Consider the following 25987-nt stretch of genomic DNA (forward strand, 5'->3'; position numbering starts at 1 on the left):
GTGCCGGGGTTACTTCTTCGACGTCTTGTTGCGCTCGCGCAGTGCCCGCTGGTTCTTCATCGAGGCCTTGCGATTCGTGGCCCGGTCCTGGCTGTGCTCGAACGAGCCCGCTTCGGACTGCTGCGTGACGTGCTTCGCGAGTGAGCGGATGGTGGGAGCCTGGAAGAGCTCGACCAGCGGGACGTCGAGCTTCAAGGCTTCGCGAAGCCGCGTGTGAAGCTGGACCATCAGCAGCGAGTTGCCGCCGAGGTCGAAGAAGTTGTCGTGAACGCCGACCTTGTCGAGGCGAAGGACGGCCTGCCACGCCGAGGCAAGCTGCACCTCCAGCGCGCTCTGCGGCGCGACGAAGCCCGTGTCCAGCGAAGGCCGAGCATCCGGCGCGGGCAACGCGCGCCGGTCCAGCTTGCCATTGGGGGTGAGCGGGAACGCATCCAGGGGCAGCAGGTGCGCGGGCACCATGTAGCCAGGAAGCAGTTGCTGCAACGCGCGGCGCAGCTCATTGACGGAAGGAGCGTCAGAAGCGAGGACGAGGTACGCGACGAGGCGCTTGTCGCCGGGCACATCCTCGCGGACGAGGACAGCCACCTCGCGCACTCCAGGTTGACGGGCCAGCGCGGCCTCAATCTCCCCCAACTCAATCCGGAAGCCACGCAGCTTCACCTGGTTGTCGCGGCGGCCGAGGAACTCCAGCTGTCCGTCCGCGCGCCAGCGAGCGAGGTCGCCCGTGCGGTAGAGGCGAGCACCGGGTGAAGCGCTGAAGGGATTGGGGACGAAGCGCTCCGCGGTGAGCGAAGGCTGGTCGAGATAGCCACGCGCCAGTCCGTCTCCGCCTGCGAAGAGTTCCCCCGGCACACCAATGGGAGAGGGCTGGCCGAAGCGGTCCAGGACGAAGACGGAGGTGTTGGAGATGGGGCGGCCCAGCGGGACAGAGGCCCCCACCTGCGAGGCATCCGAGAGAGGAGCGCAGCAGGTGAAGGTGGTGTTCTCGGTGGGGCCGTAGCCGTTGACGAGGGTGCAATGGGGCAGGCGCGAGAGCCAGGCCCGCACGTGCGAAGGCGAGAGGACGTCACCACCCGCCAACAAGGTGCGAAGGGGCCGCAGCAGGGGCAGCAGGGAGTCGTCGAGGGAGTCGACGAGCTGATGGAAGAGGCCCGCGGTCAGCCAGAGGGTGGAGACGTTGAAGTGGGAGACGGCGTGGGCCAGGGACTCAGCGGAAGGAGGCGAGGCGGGGAAGAGGGCCAGCCGGGCGCCATTGAGAAGCGGGGCCCACACTTCGAAGGTGGAGGCGTCGAAGGCGGTGGGCGCCAGGTGCAGCACGACGTCATCGGCACGCAGGGCGAAGTAGTTGGAGTCCTTCACCAGTCGGATGACGGCCTGATGCGGAACGCTGACGCCCTTGGGACGTCCCGTGGAACCCGATGTGTAGATGACGTAGGCGAGGCCCTGGGGTGAAAGGGCGCAGGCCGGAGGCGAGGACGGTCGCGAGTCCACCTCGGATTGCACCTCGTCGAGGCACAGCACCCGGTGGGCGCCCGTGGGCAGCCTGGAGGAGAGCGCCGAGTGAGAGAGGACGAGGGAGGCGCGGGAGTCCTCGAGCATGAAGGCAAGGCGCTCGGAGGGGTAGCTGGTGTCGAGGGGGAGGTAGGCGCCGCCCGCGGAGAGGATGGCCAGGAGACTGACGATGAGGTCGGGCGAGCGCTCCAGGAAGACGCCAACGGTGACCTCGGGGCCGACACCCAGGTGACGCAGGTGGTGGGCGAGGCGGCCGGCACGCTCGGAGAGGTCGCGGTAGGTGAGGGAGGCGTCGGAGGTGAGGAGCGCGAGCGCGTCCGGAGTCCTGGCGGCCTGGGCATGGAAGAGCGAGGCGATGGAGTCGGACGGATAGGCGGAGGTGTTGGCGTTGAACTCCACCAGCACCTGCCGTCGCTCGCGCTCCGACAGCACCGGCAGCGTGTGGACCTCCGCGTCCGGTGCCGCAACGACGCCAGCCAGCAAGGTGGCGAACTGTTCGGCGAGCCGAGCGATCGTGGGCGCGGCGAACAAGCCCGTGCGGTATTCGAACCAGCCCTTCAGCCCATCCGAGGTCTCCTCCAGGTTGAGCGTGAGGTCGAACTTGGCGGTGGTGCTCTGGGTGGGCAGCGGCTCCAGATGCAGGCCGGGGAGAGCCAGCGCCGCCATGGGAGCGTTCTGGAGGACGAAGAGCACCTGGACGAGCGGCGTGTGTCGGAGGTCGCGCGACAGGTGGAGCGCGTCGACGAGGTGCTCGAAGGGCAGCTCCTGGTGCGCGTAGGCCTCCAGACAGGTGGCCTGCACCCGCCGCAGCAGCGCGCGGAAGGAAGGCTGACCGGAGAGGTTCGCGCGAATGGGAAGCGTGTTGATGAAGCAGCCGATGAGCGACTCGGTCTCGCTGCGCGTCCTGTTGGCGATGGGAGTACCGACGACGAAGTCATCCTTGGCGCAGTAGCGCTGGAGGAGGACCTGGAAGGCGGCCATCAGCGTCATGAAGAGGGTGAGCCCCTCTTCGCGGCTGAGCGCCTTCAAGGACGCCGTGAGCTCCGACGGGAGCTGGATCGCGTGCAGGGCCCCCTGGGGCGACGGCACCGCGGGACGCGGGAAGTCCGTGGGCAGTTCGAGGACGGAGGGCACGTCCGCGAGCTGCCGGGTCCAGTAGTCCACCAGCGGTCGACGGGCCGGGCCCTGGAGCCACTCGCGCTGCCAGAGCGCATAGTCGGCGTACTGGATCGGCAGCGCAGGCAACGCATCCGGCTCACCACGCGATGCGGAAGCGTAGAGCGCGGCGACCTCCTGAACGAGCACGCCCAGGGACCAGCCATCGGCCACGATGTGATGCAGCGACAGCAGCCACAGGTGCGAGTCGTCCGCGAGCCGAAGCAGACAGGAGCGCAGCAGTGGTCCCTTGATCAAATCGAAGGGCTGCGCGGCGAAGGACTGCGTGTGCTGGGCCACTGCGGCGGACTGTTCGTCGGCCGGAAGCGAGCGAAGGTCGGTGAGCGGCAGCGGCACGTCCTGCACGGACGCGATGAGCTGCACGGGCTTGTCGTCCACCAGTCCGAACGTGGTGCGAAGGCTCTCATGGCGCTGAACCAGGGCTCGCAGGCTGTGCGCGAGGGCCGCCGCATCCAGCGTCCCCGTCAGCCGCACGGCCAGCGGGATCGAATAGAGGGCGCTGTCCGGAATGAGCCGATCGATGAACCAGAGCCGCTCCTGAGCAAAGGAGAGGGGAAGGGGTCCATCGGGACGAGGCTTGAAGGCGGGCTCAAGCGCCTGCGAAGTAGGCGCGTGGGCCTGAAGGTGACGCGCGAGCCCCGAGATGCTCGGTGCCTGGAAGAAGGCGTGAAGCGGAACAGAGATGGCGAACCGGTCGCGCAGCCGGGAAACCACCTGGGTGGCCAGCAACGAGTTGCCACCGAGGTCGAAGAAGTTGTCGTGGACGCCGACCTTGTCGAGGCGAAGGACGGCCTGCCACGCGGAGGCGAGCTGCACCTCCAGCGCGCTCTGCGGCGCGACGAAGCCCGTGTCCAGCGAAGGCCGAGCATCCGGTGCAGGCAACGCGCGCCGGTCCAGCTTGCCATTAGGCGTGAGCGGGAACGCATCCAGGGGCAGCAGGTGCGCGGGCACCATGTAGCCGGGAAGCGCCTGCTGAAGAGCGCGGCGCAGCTCACTGACGGAAGGAGCGTCGGGAGCGAGGACGAGGTACGCGACGAGGCGCTTGTCGCCGGGCACATCCTCGCGGACGAGGACAGCCACCTCGCGCACTCCAGGTTGACGGGCCAGCGCAGCCTCAATCTCCCCCAGTTCGATGCGGAAGCCGCGCAGCTTCACCTGGTTGTCGCGGCGGCCGAGGAACTCCAGTTGGCCGTCCGTGCGCCAGCGAGCGAGGTCGCCGGTGCGGTAGAGGCGGGAACCGGGCGAAGCGCTGAAGGGATTGGGGACGAAGCGCTCCGCGGTGAGCGAAGGCTGGCCAAGGTAGCCACGCGCCAGGCCGTCCCCGCCTGCGAAGAGTTCCCCCGGGACGCCAATGGGAGAGGGCTGGCCGAAGCGGTCCAGGACGAAGACGGAGGTGTTGGAGATGGGGCGGCCCAGCGGGACAGAGGCACCCACCTGCGAGGCATCCGAGAGAGGAGCGCAGCAGGTGAAGGTGGTGTTCTCGGTGGGGCCGTAGCCGTTGACGAGGGTGCAGTGGGGGAGGCGCGAGAGCCAGGCCCGCACGTGCGAGGGCGAGAGGACGTCACCACCCGCCAACAAGGTGCGCAGAGGCCGCAGCAAGGGCAGCAGGGAGTCGTCGAGGGAGTCAACGAGCTGATGGAAGAGGCCCGCGGTCAGCCAGAGGGTGGAGACGTTGAAGTGGGAGACGGCGTGGGCCAGGGACTCAGCGGAAGGAGGCGAGGCGGGGAAGAGGGCCAGCCGGGCGCCATTGAGAAGCGGGGCCCACACCTCGAAGGTGGAGGCGTCGAAGGCGGTGGGCGCCAGGTGCAACACGACGTCATCGGCACGCAGGGCGAAGTAGTTGGAGTCCTTCACCAGGCGGATGACGGCCTGGTGCGGAACGCTGACGCCCTTGGGACGTCCCGTGGAACCCGACGTGTAGATGACGTAGGCGAGGCCCTGGGGTGAGACGGAGAGAGGAGGCGGGAACGAAGGCCGCGAAGCGAGCTCGACGGCAACCTCATCAAGGCACAGGGTGCGTTGAGAGCCCGGCGGAAGCCGAGGAGCCAGCGCCGAGTGAGAGAGGACGAGGGAGGCGCGGGAATCCTCGAGCATGAAGGCAAGGCGCTCGGAGGGATAGCTGGTGTCGAGAGGAAGGTATGCGCCACCCGCGGAGAGGATGGCCAGGAGACTGACGATGAGGTCGGGCGAGCGCTCCAGGAAGACGCCGACGGTGACCTCGGGGCCGACACCCAGGTGACGCAGGTGGTGGGCGAGGCGGCCAGCGCGCTCGGAAAGTGCGCGGTAGGTGAGGGAGGTGTCGGAGGTGAGCAGGGCGAGCGCGTCCGGAGTCCGGGCGGCCTGGGCATGGAAGAGCGAGGCGATAGAGTCGGACGGATAGGCGGAGGTGTTGGCGTTGAACTCCACCAGCACCTGCTGTCGCTCGCGCTCCGACAGCACCGGCAGCATCGCGAGCGGCTGGTTCGGCGTGGCCACGATGCCTTCGAGCAACGTCTGGAACTGGCCCATCAGTCGCTGGATCGTTTCCGTCGTGAACAGTTCGGTGCGGTACTCGAACCAACCCGTCAGTCCACCGGAGGTCTCCTCGAGATTGAGCGTGAGGTCGAACTTCGCGGTGGTGCTCTGGGTGGGAAGTGGCTCCAGGTGCAGGCCGGGAAGTTCCGGCGCCGTCATGGGCGCGTTCTGGAGGACGAAGAGGACCTGGACGAGCGGCGTATGGCTCAGGTCCCGCGAGAGATGGAGCGCGTCGACCAGGTGCTCGAAGGGCAGCTCCTGGTGCGCATAGGCCTCCAGGCAGGTGGCCTGCACGCGACGCAGCAGCGCGCGGAAGGAAGGCTGCCCGGCGAGGTTCGCGCGAATGGGGAGCGTGTTGACGAAGCAGCCGATGAGCGACTCGGTTTGGCCGAGGGTCCTGTTGGCGATGGGGGTGCCGACGACGAAGTCATCCTTGGCGCAGTAGCGCTGCAGGAGGACCTGGAAGGCGGCCATCAGCGTCATGAAGAGGGTGACGCCCTCCTCCCTGCTGAGCGCCTTCAGGGCCGTCGTGAGCTCCACGGGAAGTTGCAGCGGCTGAAGCGCGCCGCGGCTCGAAGCGATCGCGGGGCGAGGGAAGTCCGTGGGCAGTTCGAGGACGGAGGGCACGTCCGCGAGCTGTCGGGTCCAGTAGTCCAGCAGTGGTTGACGGGCCGGGCCCTGGAGCCACTCGCGCTGCCAGAGCGCATAGTCGGCGTACTGGATGGGCAGTGCGGGCAGGGAGGCCGGCTCACCGCGCAACGCGGAGGCGTAGAGCGCGGCGACCTCCTGGACGAGGACACCCAGGGACCAGCCATCCGCCACGATGTGATGCAGCGACAGCAGCCACAGGTGCGAGTCGTCCGCGAGCCGAAGCAGGCAGGAGCGCAGCAGCGGTCCCGTGTGCAAATCGAACGGCTGCACGGCGAAGGTCTGTGTGTGCTGAGCCACAGCTGCGGACTGTTCGTCGGCCGGAAGCGGGCGCAGGTCGACGAGCGGCAGGGGCACGTCCTGCACGGACGCGATGAGCTGCACGGGCTTGTCGTCCACCAGGCCGAACGTGGTGCGCAGGCTCTCATGGCGCTGAACCAGGGCACGCAGGCTGTGCGCGAGGGCCGCCGCATCCAGCGTCCCCGTCAGCCGCACCGCCAGCGGCATGACGTAGAGCGGGTTCCCCGGTAGCAGTTGGTCGATGAACCAGAGCCGCTCCTGGGCAAAGGAGAGGGGAAGGGGGCCCGCGGGACGAGGCTTGAAGGAAGGCTGGAGCGATTGCGCCGCAGGCGCGTGGGCCTGGAGATGACGCGCGAGCCCCGAGATGCTCGGCGCCTGGAAGAGGACGTGCAGCGGCACCGAGATGGCGAACTGGTCGCGCAGCCGGGAGACCACCTGGGTGGCCAGCAGCGAGTTGCCACCGAGGTCGAAGAAGTTGTCGTGGACGCCGACCTTGTCGAGGCGAAGGACGGCCTGCCACGCGGAAGCAAGCTGCACCTCCAGCGCGCTCTGCGGCGCGATGAACCCCGTGTCCAGAGAGGGCCGGGCATCCGGTGCATGCAAGGCGCGCCGGTCCAGCTTGCCGTTGGGCGTAAGCGGAAGCGCATCCAGCGGCAGCAGGTGCGCAGGCACCATGTAGCCGGGAAGCAGTTGCTGCAACGTGCGGCGCAGCTCACTGACGGAAGGAGCGTCGGGAGCAAGGACGAGGTACGCGACGAGGCGCTTGTCGCCGGGCACATCCTCGCGGACGAGGACGGCCACCTCGCGCACGCCCGGCTGACGGGCCAGCGCGGCCTCAATCTCCCCCAACTCGATGCGGAAGCCGCGCAACTTCACCTGGTTGTCGTTGCGACCCAGGAACTCCAGCTGTCCATCCGCGCGCCAGCGAGCGAGGTCGCCGGTGCGGTAGAGGCGAGCACCCGGCGAAGTGCTGAAGGGGTTGGGGACAAAGCGCTCCGCGGTGAGCGAGGGCTGACCGAGGTAGCCACGCGCGAGGCCCTCACCGCCGAGGAAGACTTCGCCCGGGACGCCCAGAGGAGTCGGCTGCCCGAAGCGGTCCAGCAGGTACACCTGGGAGTTGGCGATGGCGCGTCCAATGGGAGGCGTGCCCGAGGCGTCGGCGTCGAGGAGGGCCCAGGTGGAATAGGTGGTGTCCTCGGAAGGGCCGTAGAGGTTGAAGAGGCGCTGGAGGGTGGGCACCTGGAAGGCGCGCGACACCAGGGCGCGAGGAAGCGGCTCGCCCGCGAGGTTGACGGTGCGGACGGACGAGGGAAGGCCCGCGCCGCGAAGCAGCTCGGAGAGGGCGGAGGGGACGGTGTTGAGGAGGGTGACGTGAGAGGCGGCGGGGTGCGAAGGCAACTGAAGGGCGTTGTCCGCGAGGACGACGCTGCCACCGAAGCACAGGGGGACGAAGAGCTCGAAGACGGAGAGGTCGAAGCAGACGGAGGTGCTGGCCAGCACGCCGGAGCGCTCCTCCGCGGAGAAGCAGTCGCGGGCCCAGAAGAGCATGGCGACAGCGCTGCGGTGGCTGATGGCGACAGCCTTGGGACGTCCCGTGGAGCCCGAGGTGTAGATGAGGTAGGCGAGGTTCTCCGGGAAGAGGCTCAGCGGCGGAGGAGACGAAGGCCGCGAGGCGACTTCATCGGCTACCTCATCGAGGCACAGCGCGCGGTGCGCCCCCGCCGGCAACCTGTCGCGAAGCTCCGAGTGGGAGAGGACGAGCCCGGCGCGAGAGTCCTCGAGCATGAGGGCCAGGCGCTCGGAGGGGTAGGCAGGGTCGAGGGGGACGTAGGCGCCGCCCGCGCAGAGGATGGCGAGGAGGCTGGTGACGAGCTCGTCGGAGCGCTGGAGGAAGACGCCGACGGTGACTTCGGGGCCGACGCCCAGGTGGCGCAGGTGGTGGGCGAGGCGGCAGACGCGCTCGGTGAGAGTACGGAAGGAGAGCTGCGTTTCAGCGGTGAAGAGGGCCGTGGCGTCCGGAGTGCGCGCGGCCTGGGCGAAGAAGAGGGCGGGGAGCGAGAGCTCCAGCGGGTAGGGCGCGGCGGTGGCGTTGAGGTCCACCAGCAGCCGCTGACGCTCGGCCTCCGGCAGGACCGGCACGGTGGAGACCGGCTGGCGGGGATCCGCGACGATGCTCTCGAGCAGCGTCATGAACCGGCCGCTCATCCGCTCGACCGTCGCCGCCTCGAACAGGTCCGAGTTGTACTGGAACGCGCCGACGAGCTCCGCGTCGTGCTCGGCCATCATCAGGGTGAGGTCGAACTGCGACACCTGCTGTTCGAGCGCGATGGCCTCGAACGGGAGCCCACCGACCGTCATCGTGGCCCCCGCGGAGCCCAGCGCGAACTCGGGCAGGCCTCGCAGGGCCGCCGGCAGCTGGGCCTGCTGCAGGGTGAACATGGCCTGGAAGAGCGGTGACCGGCTCGCGTCCCGCTTCGGGTGGAGGCGGTCGACGAGCAGGGCGAAGGGGAAGTCCTGGTGCTTCAGCGCCTCCAGGACGACCTGCCGCATCCGCCGCAGGAACGCCTCGAAGGCCGGCCGCCCGGACAGGTCGGCCCGGAGGACGACGGGGTTCACGAAGTAGCCCACGACGTGGGCCGTGCCCGCCTCGGTCCGCCCCAGCGTCGGAGAACCGACCAGGATGTCGTCCTGCCCACTGTGCCGGTGCAGCAGCACCTGGAACGCCGCGAGCAGCGCCGTGAAGAGGGTCGTCTCGGCGCCACGCGCGAGCGCCTTGAGCTTCGCGCTGACCTCGGCCCCTACCCGGAACGGAACGGAGCCGCCACGGTAGGTCTGCACCGGCGGCCGCGGATGATCCGTCGGGAGGTCGAGGACGGGCAGGGTGCCCGCGAGCTGCTCACGCCAGTACGCCCACAACCGCTCGCCTTCACCGCGCTCCAGCCGCGCGAGCTGGCGCCGCACCTGGTCCGTGTAGCGCATGGGCAGCGCGGGCAGGTTCGCCGGATGGCCCGCGAGCGCGGCGGGATAGAGCTGATCCAGCTCGCGGATCATCACCGTCAGCGACCACAGGTCGGCCACGACGTGGTGGACGACCAGCAACAGCACGTGCTCCTGCGCCGAGCGCTCGAAGAGCTGGACGCGCAGGAGCGGACCGCGCTCCAGGTCGAACGGACGGTGCGCCTCCGCGCTCAGCCGCTCCCGCAGCCACGCCTCGCTCGGGGCGAAGGCCTCTTCCAGCAGGAAGCATCCGTCGTGGAAGGGCGAGAGGACCTGCACCGCGCCGCCCGGCTGATCCGAGAAGGTGGAGCGAAGCTGCTCATGCCGCTCCACCAGGGCCCGGAGCGAAGCGCGCAGCGCCGCCACGTCCAGGAGGCCGCGGATCCGGACCGCGCTCGCGATGTTGTACGCGACGCTCCCGGGATCGAACTGCTGAAGGAACCAGAGGGCCTGCTGGCCCGGCGAAAGCGGGGCCCTGTCCGAACCGGCCTCCGCCGTGGGCACGACCGCGTCCACACCGGGGACATCCGCCTGCGTCTCCAGCGCGCGCAGCACCAGCGCCGCCAGGTCGCCGAGCGTGGCCCCCTCCAGCACGTCCGCCATGGGCAACGGCACGTGGAAGCACGACTCGACGCCGTGCTGGAGCTCCACGGCCATGAGCGAGTCGAGCCCCAGGCCGCTGACCGGCTGTCCCGAAGGAACCTGGGTGGGCGCCACCTGAAGGAGCCGGGCCACCCGCTCCCGCAGGTCCTGCTCCAGCAGCCCCGGTCGCTCCTCCGGCGCGGCCGCCAGCAGTCGCTCCCGGTCCAGCACTGGCTCCCCGGCTCCCTGCTCGAGGCGGGCCGGCCCGCTGCGACTGATGACGTCCAGCGCTCCCGACCGGAGGTCCTCCCGGCAGGCGTTGCGCTGGATCTTCCCGCTCGACGTCTTCGGGATGCCGCCGGTCCGGATGAGGACGACCTCGGAGACGTAGACGCCATGCTGTTCGGAGACGGCCTGCCGGATGGCAGCGGCCACGGGCTCCGGGTCGGTCTTCAGGTGCTGGCGGTCCAGCTCGTACACGATGACGAGCTGCTCTTCGCCGCCCGCTTCCATCGAGAACGCCGCGCCACAGCCGGAGCGCAGCGCGGGGTGGCTCTGCTCGGCCGTCAGCTCCAGGTCCTGCGGGTAGTGGTTGCGGCCCCGGAGGATGATCAGGTCCTTGAGGCGGCCCGTGACGAAGAGCTCGCCGCCCTCCAGGAAGCCCAGGTCCCCGGTCCGCAGGAAGGGCCCCTCCGTGCCGCCCGCGAGGTGCGCGTGGAACGTCTGCGCCGTCTGCTCCGGACGGCGCCAGTAGCCCTGGGCGACGCTCGGGCCGGACACCCAGATCTCGCCGACCTGCCCGGACGTCAGCTCCACCCCCGTCCGCGGATCCACGATGAGGATCCGCTGGTCCGGAAGACTCTGGCCGCACCCGATGAAGGACCGCGCGCCGTCGGCACCGGGGGGCGCTTCGATGAACCGGTTCTGTTCCAGCGCATCCGCCCGTGCGCTCCGCATCACCGGAAGCGCGGTGTGCTCACCGCCGGAGACGATCAGCGTCGCCTCGGCCAGGCCGTAGCAGGGATAGAAGGCACTTCGGCGGAAGCCACGGGGCCCGAACACCTCCGTGAAGCGGTCGAGCGTCTCCGTCCTCACGGGCTCCGCGCCGGTGAAGGCGACATTCCACGCGCTGAGGTCGAGCTTCTCCAGGTCCTCGGCCGTGGCCCGGCGCGCGCACAGGTCGTATGCGAAGTTCGGTCCACCGCTGGTGGTTGCGCGCTCGCGGGAGACGGCCTCCAGCCAGCGCATGGGGCGCTGGAGGAAGGCCAGCGGCGACATCAGCGTGACGGGGAACCCGACGAAGATGGGCTGGAGGATGCCTCCGATGAGCCCCATGTCGTGGTACGGCGGCAGCCAGATGACGCCCCGGCTCTCGGGCGTGTGCCCGAAGCAGCGCTGGATGAGCGTCAGGTTGTGCAGCAGGTTGCCATGCGTGAGCACCACGCCCTTGGGCGTGGACGTGGAGCCGGAGGTGTACTGGAGGAACGCGAGCGTCCCGGAGCCCATCTCCGGGGCCCGCCAGCCTTCCGCGTACCCGGCGACGTCCTCGCCATCCGTGGCCAGCCACTTCAGCGCCGCCAGGTCCGGCATGTCCGTGAAGAAGCCCTGGAGCATCTCCAGGATGGGCGATGTCGTGAGCGCCAGCTCCGCCTGGGCATCGGCCGCGATGGCCTGGAGCCGGGGGGCCTGGCGGGGCCGCATTGGCGGGTAGGCCGGCACGGCGGTGACGCCGGCATACAGACACCCGAAGAACGCGGCGATGTACTCCGGCCCCGGTGCGTACAGCAGCAGCGCCCGGCGCCCCGCCCAGCCACCCTGGATCAGGAGCGCGCCAATGGCCCGGGCCTGGCGGTCCAGCTCCGCGTACGTCAGCGGGGCCTCTTCCGACTCACCATCCAGCAGGAAGGTGAACGCACGGGCGTCGGGCTGATGGAGCGCACGCGTGCGCAGCAGCTCGACGAGCGTGGAGAACCCAGGGGTGGAGGAGGATCGCGAAGCATTCATGGCGGAAGGGGCCTTGGCGTGAAGGCATGAGGGTGCGGACGCGGCGTTGCCGCGCCTGCCGTTCCCCCACACCGCGCTTCGTTCAGGAGAGGTCGACCATCTCGTGGATGTTGCCGCGCACGCCCGCGCGCACCGGGAGGCGTCCGGGCTCGCCCAGCGTCATCGGGATGCCGCGCTTCGGGAACAGCGTCAGCCGGACGCGGCGGTCGATCCTCGCGCCCGCGTCCAGCTGCATGCTGAAGCGCTGGAGCAGGATGGCGAGGACGATCTTCATCTCCATCATCGCGAACTCGGCGCCGATGCAGCGGCGCGCGCCCGCGCTGAACGTCATGAAGCCGTAGGGGTTCGCCGGCGCCTTGTGCCAGCGCTCGGGCTTGAACTTCCGCGGCTCGGGGTACAGCTCCGGCATCATGTGCGTCATGTAGATGCTGAGGATGACGAGCGTGCCCTTGGGAATTGTGTGCGCGCCCAGCTCCACCGGCTCGTTCACCACGCGCATGCTGTAGGTGCCCGGCGGCAGCAGGCGCAGGCTCTCCTTGATGCACCCCTCGAGCAGCGGCAGCTTTCCCAGGTGCTCGACACCCGGAGCGCCGCCGCGCAGCACGGACTTCAGCTCCTCCAGCACGTTGGCGAGGATCTCCGGGTGCTGGGACAGCAGGAACAGCGTCCAGCCCAGGGCGTTGCCGCTCGTCTCATGGCCGCCGTTGAAGAGGTTGTTGGCCTGGCCGATCAGCTCGTGGTCGGTCATCTCCGTCCCCTCCTCGTCGCGCGCCTGCATCAGCAGCCACAGCAGGTCGTGCTGCGGCTCCGGGTTGGCGCGCTTCTGTTCAATCTTCTTGAGCAGGTGCGCCTCCAGCGTCTCCGACAGGCGCAGCAGCCGGCGGTAGGGCGTCCCCGGCAGGTCGCGGGGGAAGGCGAACACGCCCAGGCTCGTCTGGGTGTCGATCCACTTGCGGATGACGCCGCCCAGCAGCGAGGCCTCCGTGCGGGAGTCGGTGCCGAAGAGCGTCTTGCCCACGATGATGAGCGCCAGGTGCTGCATGGCCTTGGCGACGTTCAGCTGCTGTCCGACCTTCCACCCGGAGATGTACTCCTCCGTCACGCGGACCATGTCCTCGCAGTACACGTCCAGGTGCTTCTTGTGGAACACCGGCATGATGAGCCGGCGCTGCTTCTTGTGCCGCTCCCCGTTCATGGTGATGAGCCCGGAGTTCAGCCGGTCCAGGCTGGAGCCGGGCGGGATGGGCAGCGTCAGCGACATCGACGGGATGTGGAACGTCGTGTTGTCCGTGAGGACGCGCTGGTTGTTCTCCGCGCCGAAGGCGTAGACCCACTTCGGGTCCTGCTTCGCGAAGGCGACGACGTTCCCGTAGGTGGCGTGCGCCTCGCGCATGTGCGCGACGGGGTCGAGCGAGAACTTGATGAGGCTTCCCTGGAGTCCCAGCAGCGGCAGCGCGCTCGGTCCCGGGATGGGCGGGGAGGATGGACGGGCAGTCGTCATGGAGGGGTCCTGGCGGTGGATTCCTGAAGGGGGCAGGGCGCTACTTCACGTACCAGCGGAGCCAGCGGGACATGGCCCAGAGCCCGCCCGCGGCCATCACGAAGAGGACGGCGAGGTCCAGGTAGAACCGGGGGCCAATCGTCCCGCCCAGCGCGTGCCGCAGGGCGTCCGCCGCGTAGGTGGGCGGAATGGCGTAGCCGAGCATCCGCAGCGGCGCGGGGAGCGCGGCCTCCGGGATGAAGACGGGGGCCGCCATGAGAAGGACGAAGACCAGCGCGTTCGTCACCATCACGATGAGGTCCACGCTCTTGAGCGCCGTGCCCAGCGTGACGCCCAGTGACGCGAGCGACAGGATGGTCAGCGGCATCAGCACCAGCACCCATGGGCTGAAGTGCAGGTCCACGTCGTACAGGACGGGCCCGGCGAACAGCGGGATGAGCATGCCCGGCAGCGTGACGGACAGCCGCGACAGCATCAGCGAGATGACGAAGGCCGCTTTGCTGATGGGCAGTGAGGCGTAATAGAGCAGCAGGCCGTCGCGCTTCATCACGCCCACGCGCTGGGCCATGGTGACGACGCCCTCGATGACCACCGCGAAGACGGAGGCGCCGCTGATGATGTAGAGGAGGCTCTCGCGGTCGTTCAGCCCGCGGCCGACCCGGGCGAGCCCGAAGATCATGGCCAGCGGCATGAACAGGGAGAAGACGAGGAACAGGGGCCAGGTCCTGCGCACCTCTCCCATCTGCTCCAGCCAGAGGTACTGGATGTCCACGAGGAACTTCCGCCAGCCGGTCAGCCGGGGCTCCCCGGGACGCGGCCGCAGGCTGGAGGGTGCCGCGGGAAGCAGCTCCACGGCCGCCGCGGCGGGCGCGGCCTCCACGACGGCAGGGGAGGGCGCGGGCTTCGGGACGCCCGGGTCCTTCAGCTCCAGGTAGACGTCCTCGAGCGACGGCGGCGCGAGGCGGAAGTCGTCGAGCCGGGCCAGCCCCAGCTGGTTGACCACGATGTCGGTGGCGAGCGCGACCTGGAGGCTCGGCAGGTAGAGGCGGTAGCGCCCGGGGTGGGGCTGCTCCAGGTCGCCCATCGCGGACAGCTTGAGGTGGTTCTCCGGGGCCAGGCCCTCACCGTCCCGCAGCTGCAGCTCCAGCCGGACCCGCGCGCCCAGACGGGCCTTGAGCTCGCCGGGCGTGCCCAGGGCGATGATGCGTCCGGACTGCATCACCGCGACGCGCCGGATGACCTTCTCCGCCTCCAGCACGTTGTGGGTGACCAGGATGCAGGTCGTCCCGTGCTCGCGGTTCAGCCGCGCGATGACGTCCCACACCAGCCGGCGCTTGTGCGGATCCAGCTCATTGGTGGGCTCGTCGAGCAGCAGCACGGGAGGCCAGCCCATCAACGCCATGGCGAAGTTGACGATGCGTGTCTGGCCACCACTCAGTTGATACACATACTGTCGGGAGCACTCCGTCAGGCCCAGCTCCTCCAACAGCTCGCGCGCCTGTTTCCGGGCATCCGCTTCCGTCTGTCCACGCAGGCGCCCGACATAGACAAGGGCCTGCTCGACCTCCACGAAACGCAACCCCAGGCGTGTCTGGGGCAGGAATCCCACCAGTTCCTTGACGAGCTGGGGACGCCGGGTGACATCAATTCCCTCCACCAGGATGCGTCCGGAGCTGGGCTGGAGCAATCCCAGCAACTGGCTCACGAGCGTCGTCTTCCCGGCGCCATTCGGCCCGAGCAGCCCGAAGACCTCGCCTCGGCGGACCTCGAACGACAGTGCGTCGTTGGCGACAATCTGGCGCTTGTCACGCCCCTCGCCCTGGAACGTACGGGTCAAGTTCTCGACTGTGATTGATACAGGTTCCAGAGACATGACCGAGTGTCACCCCAAAGGCGTCTGGCGCGTGCGCAATAAGACAGAGCCAGATAGGCAAGTCGAGTAAATATCGTTCTTCCAGGAAGCTACGTAATCATACGTAGAGCCATGTTTGTGATATCTGTGATTGGAATCGTCTCGCGTGGCTTGAATGCTGATACGCGTCGTATTGCCTGGGCTGGGACAGGGCGCGTGGTAGCTTCCGCGAGCGTTCATGCGCTCCGCTCAATCCCTTCGGACCCTCTCCCCCACGACGGCACGCCGGCTCGCGCTGTCCCGCCAGCACCTCGCGGGAGACCGCGCGGCGGGCCCGGCCCGTTTCCTGGACGTGGTGCGCGACCTGTGCTGCCTCCAGCTCGATCCCACCCAGGTCGTGGCGCGCAGCCACCTGCTGGTGCTGTGGAGCCGCCTGGGCGCGTATCCCCTGGCGGACCTGGAGTCCTTCATCTGGAAGGAGCGGCAGCTCTTCGAGTACTTCGCGCACTGCGCCTCGTTGGTGCTGACGGAGGACTTCCCCATCCACCGTGCGCGGATGCGTCACTTCACGTCAGGCAGTTCGCTCCGTGAGCAGCAGGCCGCGCGCTGGTTGAAGGACAACGCGGGCTTCCGCCGCTACATCGTCGGGGAGCTGCGGCGGAAGGGGCCGCTCCCGTCGGACGCCTTCGAGGACCGGTCGCGCGCGGGCTGGTGCTCCGGTGGCTGGAACACGGGGCGCAACGTGAACCAGATGCTGGAGCTCCTGTTGGGCCACGGGCTCGTCCTGGTCGCGGGAAGGGCGGCGGGGCAGCGCCTCTGGGGGCTCCCGGAGCACTGCCTTCCGGGCTGGACGCCGCGGGACGTGCTGTCCGTGCGTGACGCGGTCCGGCTCGCGGCGCAGCGGTCGCTGCGCGCACTGGGGGTCGCGCAGGCGGCACACATCCGGCGCTACTTCGTCCGGGACACGTATCCCGGACTGCCGGAGGCGCTGCGCGACCTGGAAGCGGCGGGGCGCATCGTCCGCGTGCGGATCCGGGACGGGAGCCGCGACTGGCCCGGCACCTGGTACGTGCACGCCGAGGAGCTCCCGCTGCTCGACAGGCTTGAGGCGGAGGAGGGTAACTGGGAGGGACGCACCGTCCTGCTCTCGCCCTTCGACAACCTCATCTGCGACCGGGCCCGCACGGAGGCGCTCTTCGACTTCCGGTTCCGGTTGGAGATCTACGTGCCCAAGGAGAAGCGGCAGTACGGCTACTTCGTCATGCCCCTGCTGCACGGGGACCGGCTGATTGGCCGGGTGGACCCGGAGCTGGACCGGGAGCACGGGCGGCTGGTCATCAACGCCCTCCATGTCGAGGAGCACGCCGCACGGTCCGCGGAGCCTGCCCGGGCGGTGGCCCGCGCGCTCCAGTCGCTGGCGTCCTTCGTGGGCGCGCGGGAGCTCCACTACCCGGGCCCGGTGCCGAAGGCGTGGCGACGCGCGCTCGTCACGGGCGCGTGAGGAGTGGCGGTAGGGCACGGGAATCGAACTCGCCAGGGACTGCTCTCGCAGCCCCTCACCGGTTTTGAAGACCGGGCCGGCCACCAGGTCCGGAGGCCCTACCGTCGCCGATTACCGCCGCTTTAGCGCCGGTCCGTCAACCGCCGTCACGGCTTGCGCGCGGACACGACGGCGTACTCGTCGCAGTTGAACAGCGCGGGCCACTGGAGCTGCTCCGGCGTCATCCGCATGGCCCGGTGCACGTCCGCGCGCACCTGGTGCAGCGACGTGCTCCCGGGCTTCTTCTCCAGCTGCGTCATCCCGCGCAGCGCCACCAGCGCCGTGTTCACCGCCGGGTACACGTCGTTCGCGATGGACTCCACCTTCGCGTCCTGGAACCCCGCCCGCCGCAGCTCCGCCAGGTAGCGCTCCGTCGACCAGACGTTCGCCTCCGGGAAGGCAATCAGCCCCCGCCAGTAGCGGTAGCGCAGCCGCTGCCGCAGCCCGGCGCCCGACTCGCGGTCCGTCTTCTGCGCCATGTCCGCCATCACCAGCCGGCCCCCCGGCTTCAACACCCGGAACGCCTCGCGCAGGAAGTCCTGCCGCGTCCGGAAGTGCATCGCGGACTCCAGCGCGAACACCACGTCGAACGCCCCCTCGCCCCCCGGCAGCGCCGTCGCGGAGCCCACCTCCAGCCGGACCACGTTCTCCAGCCCCGTCAGCTTCAACCGCTCCCGGCCCACCCGCACCTGGTTGGGCGTGATGTTCACCCCCACGATGCTCGCGGGCTTGAACTCCTCCGCCCACAGCAGGTCCTGATCCGCGTACCCGTTGCCACAGTCCATCACCGCGTCGCCGGGCCCCAGGTTCGCCGTCCTCGCCAGCAGGCGCGCCATCTCCGCCTGCGCGGACCGGAACAGTTCCCCCACGCGCTCCACGTTGGAGTCGTCCACCTTCTCCACGTTCTTCCAGTAGCCCAGGTTGATCCAGAAGGGCTCCCGGCCTGTCTCCACCCGGATGTCCTGCGGCGCGGGCAGCCCCGCCACCCAGGCCCCTGTCTCGTTCGTGTAGAAGCGCTCCGGGTCCGCCAGGAGCGCACTCTTCAGCCGCGTCGCGACCTGCCTCACGTTGACCATCCCAAGCCTCCTTGGACTTCCAATCGACGGCGGAACCCTAGTCCGGGTCACGGCGATTCCGGACCTGGCTCGCATGTCGGTTTTCACTGGTGAAAGGAGGGGGTGGACGCCCGCTCTGCGTCCCAGGGGGCGCCTTGCCTGACGCCTCAGCCGCCACGGCCCTACTGGCAGATGCCCGGGCAGTCCGCGGCCGACCCGGGCTGGCACGTGTCGGTCGGATCATCCACGCAGGTCGTGCCGGACACGTCCGTCACGCAGCCCCCGAAGAGGCCGCCGCAGCACGCGACGAAGCCTTCCGGCACGTCGCACGGCGTCGGGTACGCCATGCACGTCCCGGTGTCCGAGCGCGCGAACACCACCACCTGGGGACACACCCGCGGCTCTTCGGCCCCGCCTCCGGTGCAGCCCGTCAGGCCCAGCACCGCCATCAGCCCCAGCCTCGTCCATGCTCGCATGGCGCGCATCAGGGCAGGGGAGAACGGCGCTAGTCCAGCCCCCGCTCCCACAGGTCGTCCTCATCCAGACCCATCAGGTGACCGACCTCGTGCATCACCGTGATGCCAATCTGTTCGATGAGCTCCTCGCGGGTGCGCGCGAAGCGCTCCAGGTTCTTCTGGTACAGGACGATGGCGGGCGGGAAGTGGTCCGCCGCGTCCATCACGCTGCGCTCGCCCACGGGCGTGCCCCGGAACACCCCCAGGATGCACGGCGACAGCGGCGGCTGCTGACCCAGCAGGTCCTCGTCCGACGGCAGGTCCTCCACCGCCAGGGTCACGTTGTCCATGTACTGCTTCACCTGCGAGGGCAGGGCGCGCATCGCGTCCTCCACCGCGCGGTCGAACGCCGCCTCCTCCAGGGCCACCGGCGGCGGCAGCTCTTCCGGCGCCAGTGCCTGCGCGCGCGTGAAGCGCTTCTTCGCCTCGCGCGCATCCTTGCGCCGCTCCGCGATGAGCCCCAGGTAGTGGTGCGCCCACGCCTCGTCCGGCGCGTCCTTCAGCACCCGCTCGAAGGCCTCCTGCGCGGGCGCGAAGCGGCAGAGCTCGAAGAGCGCGATGCCCCGCTCCAGCTGTGCGTCCGGGGAGCGCGGCATGTGCGTCAGCGCCTGGTCCAGGCTCTTGAGCGCGGCCTCGCACTCCCCCAACTGGTTGAGGCCCATGCCCTCCAGGAGGAGGAACTCATAGACGAGCTCCACGTCGTCGGCCTTCTGCGCCAGCTTGCGCCCGCGGCCGCACCACTCCAGCCCCTCCTCCACCGCCTCGCGGTCCTCGCCCGTGCGACAGACGAGGAACTCCGCCGCGCCGAAGAGGATCTCCAGGTCTTCCGGAGCGACCTTCAGGGCGGCGCCGTAGGCCTTGCCCGCGTCCTCCAGGCGGCCCACCTCCACCAGCGCGGCGGCCCGGTAGTGCAGGGCTTCTGGTGAGTCCGGAACGTCCCGGAGCAGGGCGTCGGCGCTGGCGAGCGCGGCCTCGAAGTCCCGTGCCTCGAAGGCGTCCGCCACCCCCTCCAGTCGCGCGTCCACGCCCCTCGCCTCCCCTTGCTTCGCCGTGCGCTTCGCCATACGGGCCGGCAGCTAAGAAGCCGTGCTTCGCGTTGTCAACGACCGGCGTGGCTGTTACCTTCCAGCGCCCCGTTTCGGCCCGAACCCCGTGAACATCCTGGTCGTCGACGACGATTACGAGCTGTGCACCATGCTCTCTCGCTACCTGGAGATGCATGGCTACACCGTGTTCTCGGCGTCGGACGCGCTCCAGGCCCTGGACATCATGGAGCGTCATCCCGTGGGGCTGGTCATCACCGACTACCTGATGCCCCACCTGGACGGCATCCACTTCACGGAGATGCTGAAGGCGGACCCCCGCTTCCAGAACATCTCCGTCCTGATGATGACCGCCAGCACGGACGCCAACATCTCCGACCGCGGCCTGCGCAAGGGCGTTGCCATCACCCTGCAGAAGCCCCTGGACATGGGGCAATTGCTCAACCTCGTGCGCTTCGCGGAGTAGGGCCTTCCGGCAGGTCGCCTGAACCCCCCGTCCGGGCGGGCTGGAAGGCGTCCTCAGGCCCACACGCCTGCCCCTTTCCGTTGACATCGTCGATGCGGCCCTTATGTTGGCGCTCGACATGGCCGAGTGCTAACGGCCATCCCCATTCGTAGAAATTCCCCAAGCATTATCGGAGGTTGCGATGGCAGCGAAGGAAATCTTCTTCCATCAGTCCGCGCGGGATTCCATCCTGCGTGGCGTCCGGATCCTCGCGGATGCGGTCGCGGTGACGCTCGGTCCCAAGGGCCGCAACGTGGTCATCGAGAAGAGCTTCGGCTCGCCCACCATCACCAAGGACGGCGTCACCGTCGCCAAGGAGATCGATCTCGAGAACCGCTTCGAGAACATGGGCGCGCAGATGGTGAAGGAGGTCGCGTCCAAGACCTCCGACAAGGCGGGCGACGGCACGACGACGGCGACGGTGCTGGCGCGCGCCATCTATGAGGAGGGCCTGAAGCTGGTGGCCGCCGGCCACAGCCCCATGGACCTCAAGCGCGGCATCGACAAGGCGGTGGAGGTGGTGGTGGCGGAGCTGAAGAAGCTCTCCAAGCCCACGTCCGACAAGCAGGCCATCGCGCAGGTGGGCACCATCTCCGCGAACGGTGACGAGACCATCGGCACCATCATCGCGGACGCGATGGAGAAGGTGGGCAAGGAGGGCGTCATCACCGTCGAGGAGGCCAAGGGCCTCGAGACGACGCTCGACGTGGTGGAGGGCATGCAGTTCGACCGTGGCTACGTGTCGCCGTACTTCGTCACGAACCGCGATCGCATGGAGGTCGTCATGGACGACCCCTACATCCTCATCAGCGAGAAGAAGGTCTCGTCGATGCAGGACATGATCCCCGTGCTGGAGCAGGTGGCGCGCTCGGGCAAGCCGCTGCTCATCATCGCGGACGACATCGAGGGCGAGGCCCTGGCGACGCTGGTGGTGAACAAGATCCGCGGCGTGCTGAACGTGGCCGCGGTGAAGGCGCCGGGCTTCGGTGACCGCCGCAAGGACATGCTCAAGGACATCGCCACGCTGACGGGCGGCATGGTGGTGAGCGAGGAGCTGGGTCACAAGTACGAGAACCTGACCCTCAACGACCTGGGCCGCGCCAAGCGCATCACGGTGGACAAGGACAACACCACCATCGTGGACGGTGCCGGCCAGAAGGCGGACATCGAGGGCCGCATCAAGCTCATCCGCACCCAGATCGAGACGGTCACCAGCGACTACGACCGCGAGAAGCTCCAGGAGCGCATGGCGAAGCTCGTGGGCGGCGTGGCGGTCATCAACGTCGGCGCGGCGACCGAAGTGGAGATGAAGGAGAAGAAGGCCCGCGTGGAGGACGCGCTGCACGCGACCCGCGCGGCCGTCGAAGAGGGCATCGTCCCTGGCGGCGGCGTGGCCTACATCCGCAGCCTCAAGGCGCTGGACGGCCTGAAGCTGGGCGGCGAGCAGGACTTCGGCGTGGAGATCATCCGCAAGGCGCTCCAGGAGCCCCTGCGCAAGATCTCCAGCAACGCCGGCATCGAGGGCGCCGTCGTCATCAACAAGGTCAAGGAAGGCACCGGCGCGTACGGCTTCAACGCCCGCACGGAGGTCTACGAGGACCTGGAGAAGGCCGGCGTCATCGACCCGACGAAGGTCGAGCGCACCGCGCTGCAGAACGCCGCCTCCGTGGCGTCCCTGCTGCTCACCACCGAGGCGATGATCGCCGAGCGCCCGAAGAAGAAGGCCAAGGGCGGCGCGGGTGGCGGCGCCATGCCGGAGTACGGCGGCGACGACATGGACTACTGAGCCGCTTCGAGGCTCGGTAGCTCGGTCGTTCCGTAGGGTTTCCGGCCCCGGTGGGCTCCCGTGCGAAGCGGGGCACCCGGGGCCGGAGTCTTTTTCAGGCCGAGGCCTTCTTGAAGGCCAGGCTCAGCTCCCGGCTGAGCGCCGTGGTGTCGGAGAGCAGCTTGGGCAGGCACGCGGCGGCCCCGGCGCGCAGCGACGCCAGCGCCGTCTCCATGGTGAGGTGCTCCGCCAGCACGACGAAGGGCGCGCCCTGGCTCAGGCCCCGGGCCAGCTCCAGTGCCTTCTTGCCGTAGGCCGGCGCGAAGTCCCACGACACCACCACGCCCACGGGCGGCTCCAGCGCGGCCACCTCCGCGCCGGCGACGACGCGGGCCTCCAGGCCCAGCAGGCCCAGCGCTTCTGAAATCAGCCGCGCGGTGGCCGGGTTGTCCTCCAGCACGTCCACGCGGCGCATGGTGGCGCTGGGGGCCGGGGCGGGCGGCGCCACGGGCGTGTACAGCGCCTGGCGCAGGAGCGCGCGCACCTGGCGGATGTCGTCGAAGGGCTTGAGCAGGTAGTCCACCACGCCCAGCTGCAGCGCCTGCTGCGTCGTCACCAATGAGGGGTAGCCCGTCATCAGGATGACGCGCGAGGCGGGGTCCAGCTTGCGCGCGTGCTGGGCCAGCTCCAGGCCGGACAGCCCGGGCAGGTTCTTGTCCGTGACGATGAGGTCCACGCGCGACGAGCGCAGGAGCTCGAGCGCGGCCTCGCCCGTGGCCGCTTCAATCACTTCGCACTCCTTCTCCATTAGGTCCTTGAAGACCATCCGGATGATGCCCTCGTCGTCCACCACCAAGAGCCGCTTGCGAGGCGGGCGGGGCGCGTCCGTGGGCGGGAAGAGCACGCGGAACACCGTGGCCGGGGGCGGCACCTCGCGCAGCGTCGTCGGCGGCACCAGGGCAATCTGCGCGTGGTGCTCCTGCGCGATGCGCCGACAGACGGCGAGCCCCAGGCCGGTGCCGCGTTTGCTGGCGGAGACGTAGGGCTCGAAGATGCGCGTCTTGAGCTCGTCCGGGATGCCCGGGCCCCAGTCGGACACGTAGAGGGCCGCGGACGCGCCCTCGCGCGCCAGCGTCACCTTCACGCGGCCCCGGCCGGCCATGGCGTCGCGCGCGTTGTTGAGCAGGTTGAGCGTGAGCTGTTCAATCAGCCGCGCGTTGCCCTGGATGGAGAGGTCCTCGGGGGCCTCCACCTCCAGGGAGATGCGCGCCGAGTCCGGGTTGACGCTGAACACCTTCGCCGCCGCCCAGATGGGCGCCGCCAGGGACAGCCGCTGCTGCGGGGCCGGCCGCTCGCTGGCCAGGCGGATGAAGTCGGAGACGATCTGCTCCATCCGCTCCACCTGCGCGAGCAGCAGCTTCAGCGGCCCGCTGGAGCCCCCTTCCTCGGCCAGCAGCTGGGCGTAGGCCTTGGCGCCCAGCAGCGGCTGGCGCAGCTCGTGGAGCACCTCCGCGGCGACCTGGTGGGTGTGGGCGTTGGCGCGTTGCAGCGCCGCCGCCGCGAGCCGTGCCTTCTCCAGGTCCCCCGCGTCCAGGGCCTGGAGCAGCTGCGCGAGCGGCGAGGGGGTCTCCATGCGCGGAAGCATGACGGAGGCAGGTGTTCAGGCGCAACGCACCCCCAGCGGGATTCGGTTGACCCCGCTCGCGACCGAACGGATGCTCGCCACCGCCCTCCAGCGGGGCCCGACGGGACACAGGATGCCCGCTCGCCTGCTGGGGACTCTCCCTGTCGCAGAGGCCCTCATGCCGCAGACGAACCCGTTCCACTCGCTGGTGCCCCGGAAGCTGACGGACTCCGAACTGGCCCGCTCCATCCGGCTCAACATCGAGGCGGAGCTGGACGCCATCAACCTCTACGCCGCGCACCTGGATGCGACGGACAACGAAGAGGCGAAGGCCATCCTGCGGCACGTCATGGACGAGGAGCGCGAGCACGCGGCCCTGTTCTGGCAGCTCATCGCGCGGCTGGACCCGGAGCAGGCCCAGCACGACCGCGAGGCGTCGCAGAAGTACCACCTCATCACCACCGGCGCGTCCCACGAGGAGGTGGAGGCGGTGGGCGAGGGCGGCGGCGCGCCCGCCGAGGTGGAGCTGCCCAAGCGCCTCACCGTGGGCAGCCTGCGCAAGTAGCGCGGGCCTGAGCCTGCTTCAGCCCTGGCCCTGCGGGGGCGGGTTCTGACGGCGCTCGGCCGGGGTGGCTTCCAGGTCCTGCGCCGCCATGTAGACGACGTTCCGGGTGCCGCGCTTGCCCCGGTACATGGCCCGGTCGGACAGGTCCAGCAGGTGGTCCTTGTCCTGGGCGTGCTCCGGGAAGCTGGCCACGCCGATGCAGGTGGTGAGCTTGAGCGCCAGCCCCTCGCGGCCCAGGAACTGGTGGGTCTCCATGGTGCGGCGGATGCGCTCGGCGACCTTGAGGGCCCCGCCGGAGTCGGTGCCGCGCAGGAGCACCACGTACTCGTCGCCGCCGAAGCGCGCCACCACGTCCGGGTCGCGCACGCAGCCCTTGAGCACGCGCGCGGCCTCCACCAGCACGCGCGAGCCCACCAGGTGCCCGTGCGTGTCGTTGATGGCCTTGAAGCGGTCCAGGTCCAGGAACAGCAGGGAGAAGGGCCGCTGCGTCTGGAGGGCCTCGTTCACCTCGCGGTCCAGCACCAGGTGCAGGTAGCGCGTGTTGAACAGGCGGGTGAGGTCGTCGACGTACGCCAGGTCCTCCACGGCGGCGAAGCGGCCCAGGTTGCGCAGGGCCAGCGCCCAGTTGCGCACGAGGAAGCTCACCGTCTCCGGGTGGTGCTCCACCGGAGCGCTGTCGTGGAAGAGCACCGCGTGGCCCAGCACCAGGTCGCCGTCCACGGCGGGGAAGGTGAGGGTGCGCGGCCAGGGCACCTGCAGGCCGTCGAATGACTGGGGCGTGCGCGCTCCCGCGAGCCGCTCGACGAGCTGCGGGACCAGCGCCTCGTGCAGGTCCACCGGCAGCCCGCGCATGCCGTGCGAGCGGAAGCCCGTGCCGCCCGGGTCGCGCTCCAGGAGCATGACCGCGGAGGCGTTGGCCATGGACTCCAGCGCGTCCGCGGTGGCGGCGGCCAGCCGCTCGCGGTCGAGCGTGGTGGCGATGCGCTGGCCCGCCTCCAGGAGCGCGACGTGGTGGCGCAGGGACGCGTTCTCGCGCATCAGGTCGCGCGTGGTGAGCGCGCGGCGCAGCGCGTGCTCCAGGGCCTCCGGCGCCACCGGCTTGACCAGGTACTCCGCCGCGCCGCTCTTGATGGCGCGCACCGCGGGGGCCACCTTGTCCAGGCCGGTGATGACCAGCACCTCCACGCCGGGGTAGCGCTCGCGCACGTGGCGCAGCACTTCCATGCCGTCGCCGCCGGGGAGGATGAGGTCCGTCACCACCGCGTCGAACCGCCCCGCGGCGAGGGCGGCCTTCGCATCCGCCACGGTGGGCACCGCCGTGACGAAGTGTCCCGCGGCGGTGAGGTAGTCGCCGTAGAGGTTGCGGGCGATCTTTTCGTCGTCGACGAGGAGCAGTCGCGCCATGACTGCTCAGGGCTTAGCACCCAACCCTGGAAGGCTGCTAGGGTCCCCCTCCGTGTCGCCCTTTGAAAGCGGACGGCGGCTCTGCCTGCTGGTGGAGGCCGGTGAGACGCGCTACGCGGTGGAGGCCACGTCCGTCATCGAGGTCGCGATGCCGGGCGCTCGCGGCGCGAGCCTCCGCGGCGTGCTGGAGGTGAAGGATCTCTCCTCGCTGCTCGGCGGACCGCCGGAGGACGTGCCGGGCATGGTGGTGGTGCTGGACGTCAGCCCCACGCTCGCGGTGCGGGTGCGCTCCGTGGTGGAGGTCGCGGACGTCGCGCGGGATCCGTTCTTCCTCTTGCCCCCCGGCCTGGCGGACTCGCTGGCGCCCCTGAGCCGGGGCGCGGTGCTGCACAAGGACCGGCTGTACCTGGAGCTCATCGTGGAGGCGCTGCCGCACCGGGCGGGCCCCCGGGCCACCCCGCCGGAGCTGAGGCCCGTGCACTGGGTGGACGTGCCCCCGGAGCGGGCGCTGGTGCTGGAGTCCCAGGGCGTGCTGTTCGGCGTCCCGCTGGGCAACGTCTCCCAGGTGGTGCCCCGGGGCGAGGCGTTCAGCGTGCTCCCGGTGCAGAGCGGACCCGTGGCGGGGGTCTACCCGCACGCGCAGGCGCTGTGGCCCATCTGTTCGGTTCCGGCGCTCCTGGGGGCGCCGGCCCGGGTGGAGGACCTGTTCGTCCTGACGGAGCTGGCGGGGCGCAACGTGGGGCTGGCGGCCACCCGGGTGCTCGGCGTGCTGCAGAAGTTCAAGCCGGCCGAGCTGACCGGAACGTTCCGGGCGCCGGGGCTGCCGGATCCGGTGATGTTACTGGACCTGCAGCGCATGTTTTCTTGATCGGCCCAAAGCGCGAA

The 25987-nt window shown here is 69.7% G+C and carries 13 protein-coding genes and 1 tRNA gene; 5 read left to right on the forward strand and 9 right to left on the reverse strand.

What is annotated here, in order from left to right; all coding sequences use genetic code 11:
* Positions 1–9 precede the first annotated feature (9 nt).
* From NR792_RS03065 to NR792_RS03075, 3 genes are all read right to left on the reverse strand, one after another.
* Positions 10–11733: an amino acid adenylation domain-containing protein gene (locus NR792_RS03065; RefSeq protein ID WP_375758562.1), complete on the reverse strand. Its 11724-nt coding sequence runs from the start codon at positions 11731–11733 to the stop codon at positions 10–12.
* 82 nt (positions 11734–11815) lie between these two features.
* On the reverse strand, positions 11816–13234 hold the full coding sequence (locus NR792_RS03070; RefSeq protein WP_375758563.1) for a cytochrome P450: 1419 nt from the start codon (positions 13232–13234) through the stop codon (positions 11816–11818).
* 40 nt (positions 13235–13274) lie between these two features.
* The gene (locus NR792_RS03075; protein WP_375758564.1) at positions 13275–15071 is read right to left on the reverse strand and encodes an ABC transporter ATP-binding protein/permease; all 1797 of its coding nucleotides are present in this window, start codon (positions 15069–15071) and stop codon (positions 13275–13277) included.
* A gap of 253 nt (positions 15072–15324) precedes the next feature.
* Here NR792_RS03075 and NR792_RS03080 point away from each other — a divergent pair, with 253 nt between their 5' ends.
* Positions 15325–16587 carry a winged helix-turn-helix domain-containing protein gene (locus tag NR792_RS03080; RefSeq protein ID WP_375758565.1) on the forward strand — a complete coding sequence of 421 codons (1263 nt, stop codon included), beginning with the start codon at positions 15325–15327 and terminating at the stop codon, positions 16585–16587.
* Positions 16588–16591: 4 nt separating this feature from the next.
* Here the strand turns inward: NR792_RS03080 and NR792_RS03085 are convergent.
* From NR792_RS03085 to NR792_RS03100, 4 genes are all read right to left on the reverse strand, one after another.
* Positions 16592–16690, reverse strand: a tRNA-Sec gene (locus NR792_RS03085).
* A 43-nt stretch (positions 16691–16733) separates the two neighbouring features.
* Positions 16734–17702, reverse strand: coding sequence for an SAM-dependent methyltransferase (locus tag NR792_RS03090; RefSeq protein ID WP_375758566.1), 969 nt, complete (start codon positions 17700–17702; stop codon positions 16734–16736).
* 161 nt (positions 17703–17863) lie between these two features.
* The gene (locus NR792_RS03095) at positions 17864–18157 is read right to left on the reverse strand and encodes a hypothetical protein (RefSeq protein ID WP_375758567.1); all 294 of its coding nucleotides are present in this window, start codon (positions 18155–18157) and stop codon (positions 17864–17866) included.
* Positions 18158–18186: 29 nt separating this feature from the next.
* Positions 18187–19260: a metallopeptidase family protein gene (locus tag NR792_RS03100; RefSeq protein ID WP_375758568.1), complete on the reverse strand. Its 1074-nt coding sequence runs from the start codon at positions 19258–19260 to the stop codon at positions 18187–18189.
* A gap of 88 nt (positions 19261–19348) precedes the next feature.
* Here NR792_RS03100 and NR792_RS03105 point away from each other — a divergent pair, with 88 nt between their 5' ends.
* Positions 19349–19705, forward strand: a complete 357-nt coding sequence (locus NR792_RS03105; protein WP_120546639.1) for a response regulator — start codon at positions 19349–19351, stop codon at positions 19703–19705.
* A 181-nt stretch (positions 19706–19886) separates the two neighbouring features.
* Complete coding sequence (gene groL / locus NR792_RS03110; RefSeq protein WP_375758569.1) at positions 19887–21530, forward strand: chaperonin GroEL; 1644 nt, start codon at positions 19887–19889, stop codon at positions 21528–21530.
* A 94-nt stretch (positions 21531–21624) separates the two neighbouring features.
* Here the strand turns inward: groL and sinK are convergent, their stop codons facing one another.
* Positions 21625–23142, reverse strand: coding sequence for a hybrid histidine protein kinase/response regulator SinK (sinK, locus tag NR792_RS03115; RefSeq protein WP_375758570.1), 1518 nt, complete (start codon positions 23140–23142; stop codon positions 21625–21627).
* A 169-nt stretch (positions 23143–23311) separates the two neighbouring features.
* Between sinK and NR792_RS03120 the strand changes: the two genes are divergently transcribed.
* Positions 23312–23698 carry a demethoxyubiquinone hydroxylase family protein gene (locus NR792_RS03120; RefSeq protein WP_375758571.1) on the forward strand — a complete coding sequence of 129 codons (387 nt, stop codon included), beginning with the start codon at positions 23312–23314 and terminating at the stop codon, positions 23696–23698.
* Between the two features lie 18 nt (positions 23699–23716).
* Here NR792_RS03120 and NR792_RS03125 read toward each other — a convergent pair whose 3' ends face one another.
* Complete coding sequence (locus tag NR792_RS03125; RefSeq protein WP_375758572.1) at positions 23717–25102, reverse strand: diguanylate cyclase; 1386 nt, start codon at positions 25100–25102, stop codon at positions 23717–23719.
* Between the two features lie 52 nt (positions 25103–25154).
* Between NR792_RS03125 and NR792_RS03130 the strand changes: the two genes are divergently transcribed.
* Positions 25155–25970, forward strand: coding sequence for a chemotaxis protein CheW (locus NR792_RS03130; protein ID WP_375758573.1), 816 nt, complete (start codon positions 25155–25157; stop codon positions 25968–25970).
* Positions 25971–25987 lie beyond the last annotated feature (17 nt).

The organism is Corallococcus exercitus, assembly GCF_042231735.1.
GTDB classification, from domain to species: Bacteria; Myxococcota; Myxococcia; order Myxococcales; family Myxococcaceae; genus Corallococcus; species Corallococcus exercitus_B.

Excerpts from the sequence above, each read along its gene's own strand:
- NR792_RS03065 (WP_375758562.1), bottom strand. The coding sequence starts at position 11,733 with ATGAATGCTTCGCGATCCTCCTCCACCCCTGGGTTCTCCACGCTCGTC.
- NR792_RS03070 (WP_375758563.1), bottom strand. The coding sequence starts at position 13,234 with ATGACGACTGCCCGTCCATCCTCCCCGCCCATCCCGGGACCGAGCGCG.
- NR792_RS03080 (WP_375758565.1), top strand. The coding sequence starts at position 15,325 with ATGCGCTCCGCTCAATCCCTTCGGACCCTCTCCCCCACGACGGCACGC.
- NR792_RS03090 (WP_375758566.1), bottom strand. The coding sequence starts at position 17,702 with ATGGTCAACGTGAGGCAGGTCGCGACGCGGCTGAAGAGTGCGCTCCTG.
- NR792_RS03095 (WP_375758567.1), bottom strand. The coding sequence starts at position 18,157 with ATGCGAGCATGGACGAGGCTGGGGCTGATGGCGGTGCTGGGCCTGACG.
- NR792_RS03100 (WP_375758568.1), bottom strand. The coding sequence starts at position 19,260 with ATGGCGAAGCGCACGGCGAAGCAAGGGGAGGCGAGGGGCGTGGACGCG.
- groL (WP_375758569.1), top strand. The coding sequence starts at position 19,887 with ATGGCAGCGAAGGAAATCTTCTTCCATCAGTCCGCGCGGGATTCCATC.
- sinK (WP_375758570.1), bottom strand. The coding sequence starts at position 23,142 with ATGGAGACCCCCTCGCCGCTCGCGCAGCTGCTCCAGGCCCTGGACGCG.
- NR792_RS03120 (WP_375758571.1), top strand. The coding sequence starts at position 23,312 with ATGCCGCAGACGAACCCGTTCCACTCGCTGGTGCCCCGGAAGCTGACG.
- NR792_RS03125 (WP_375758572.1), bottom strand. The coding sequence starts at position 25,102 with ATGGCGCGACTGCTCCTCGTCGACGACGAAAAGATCGCCCGCAACCTC.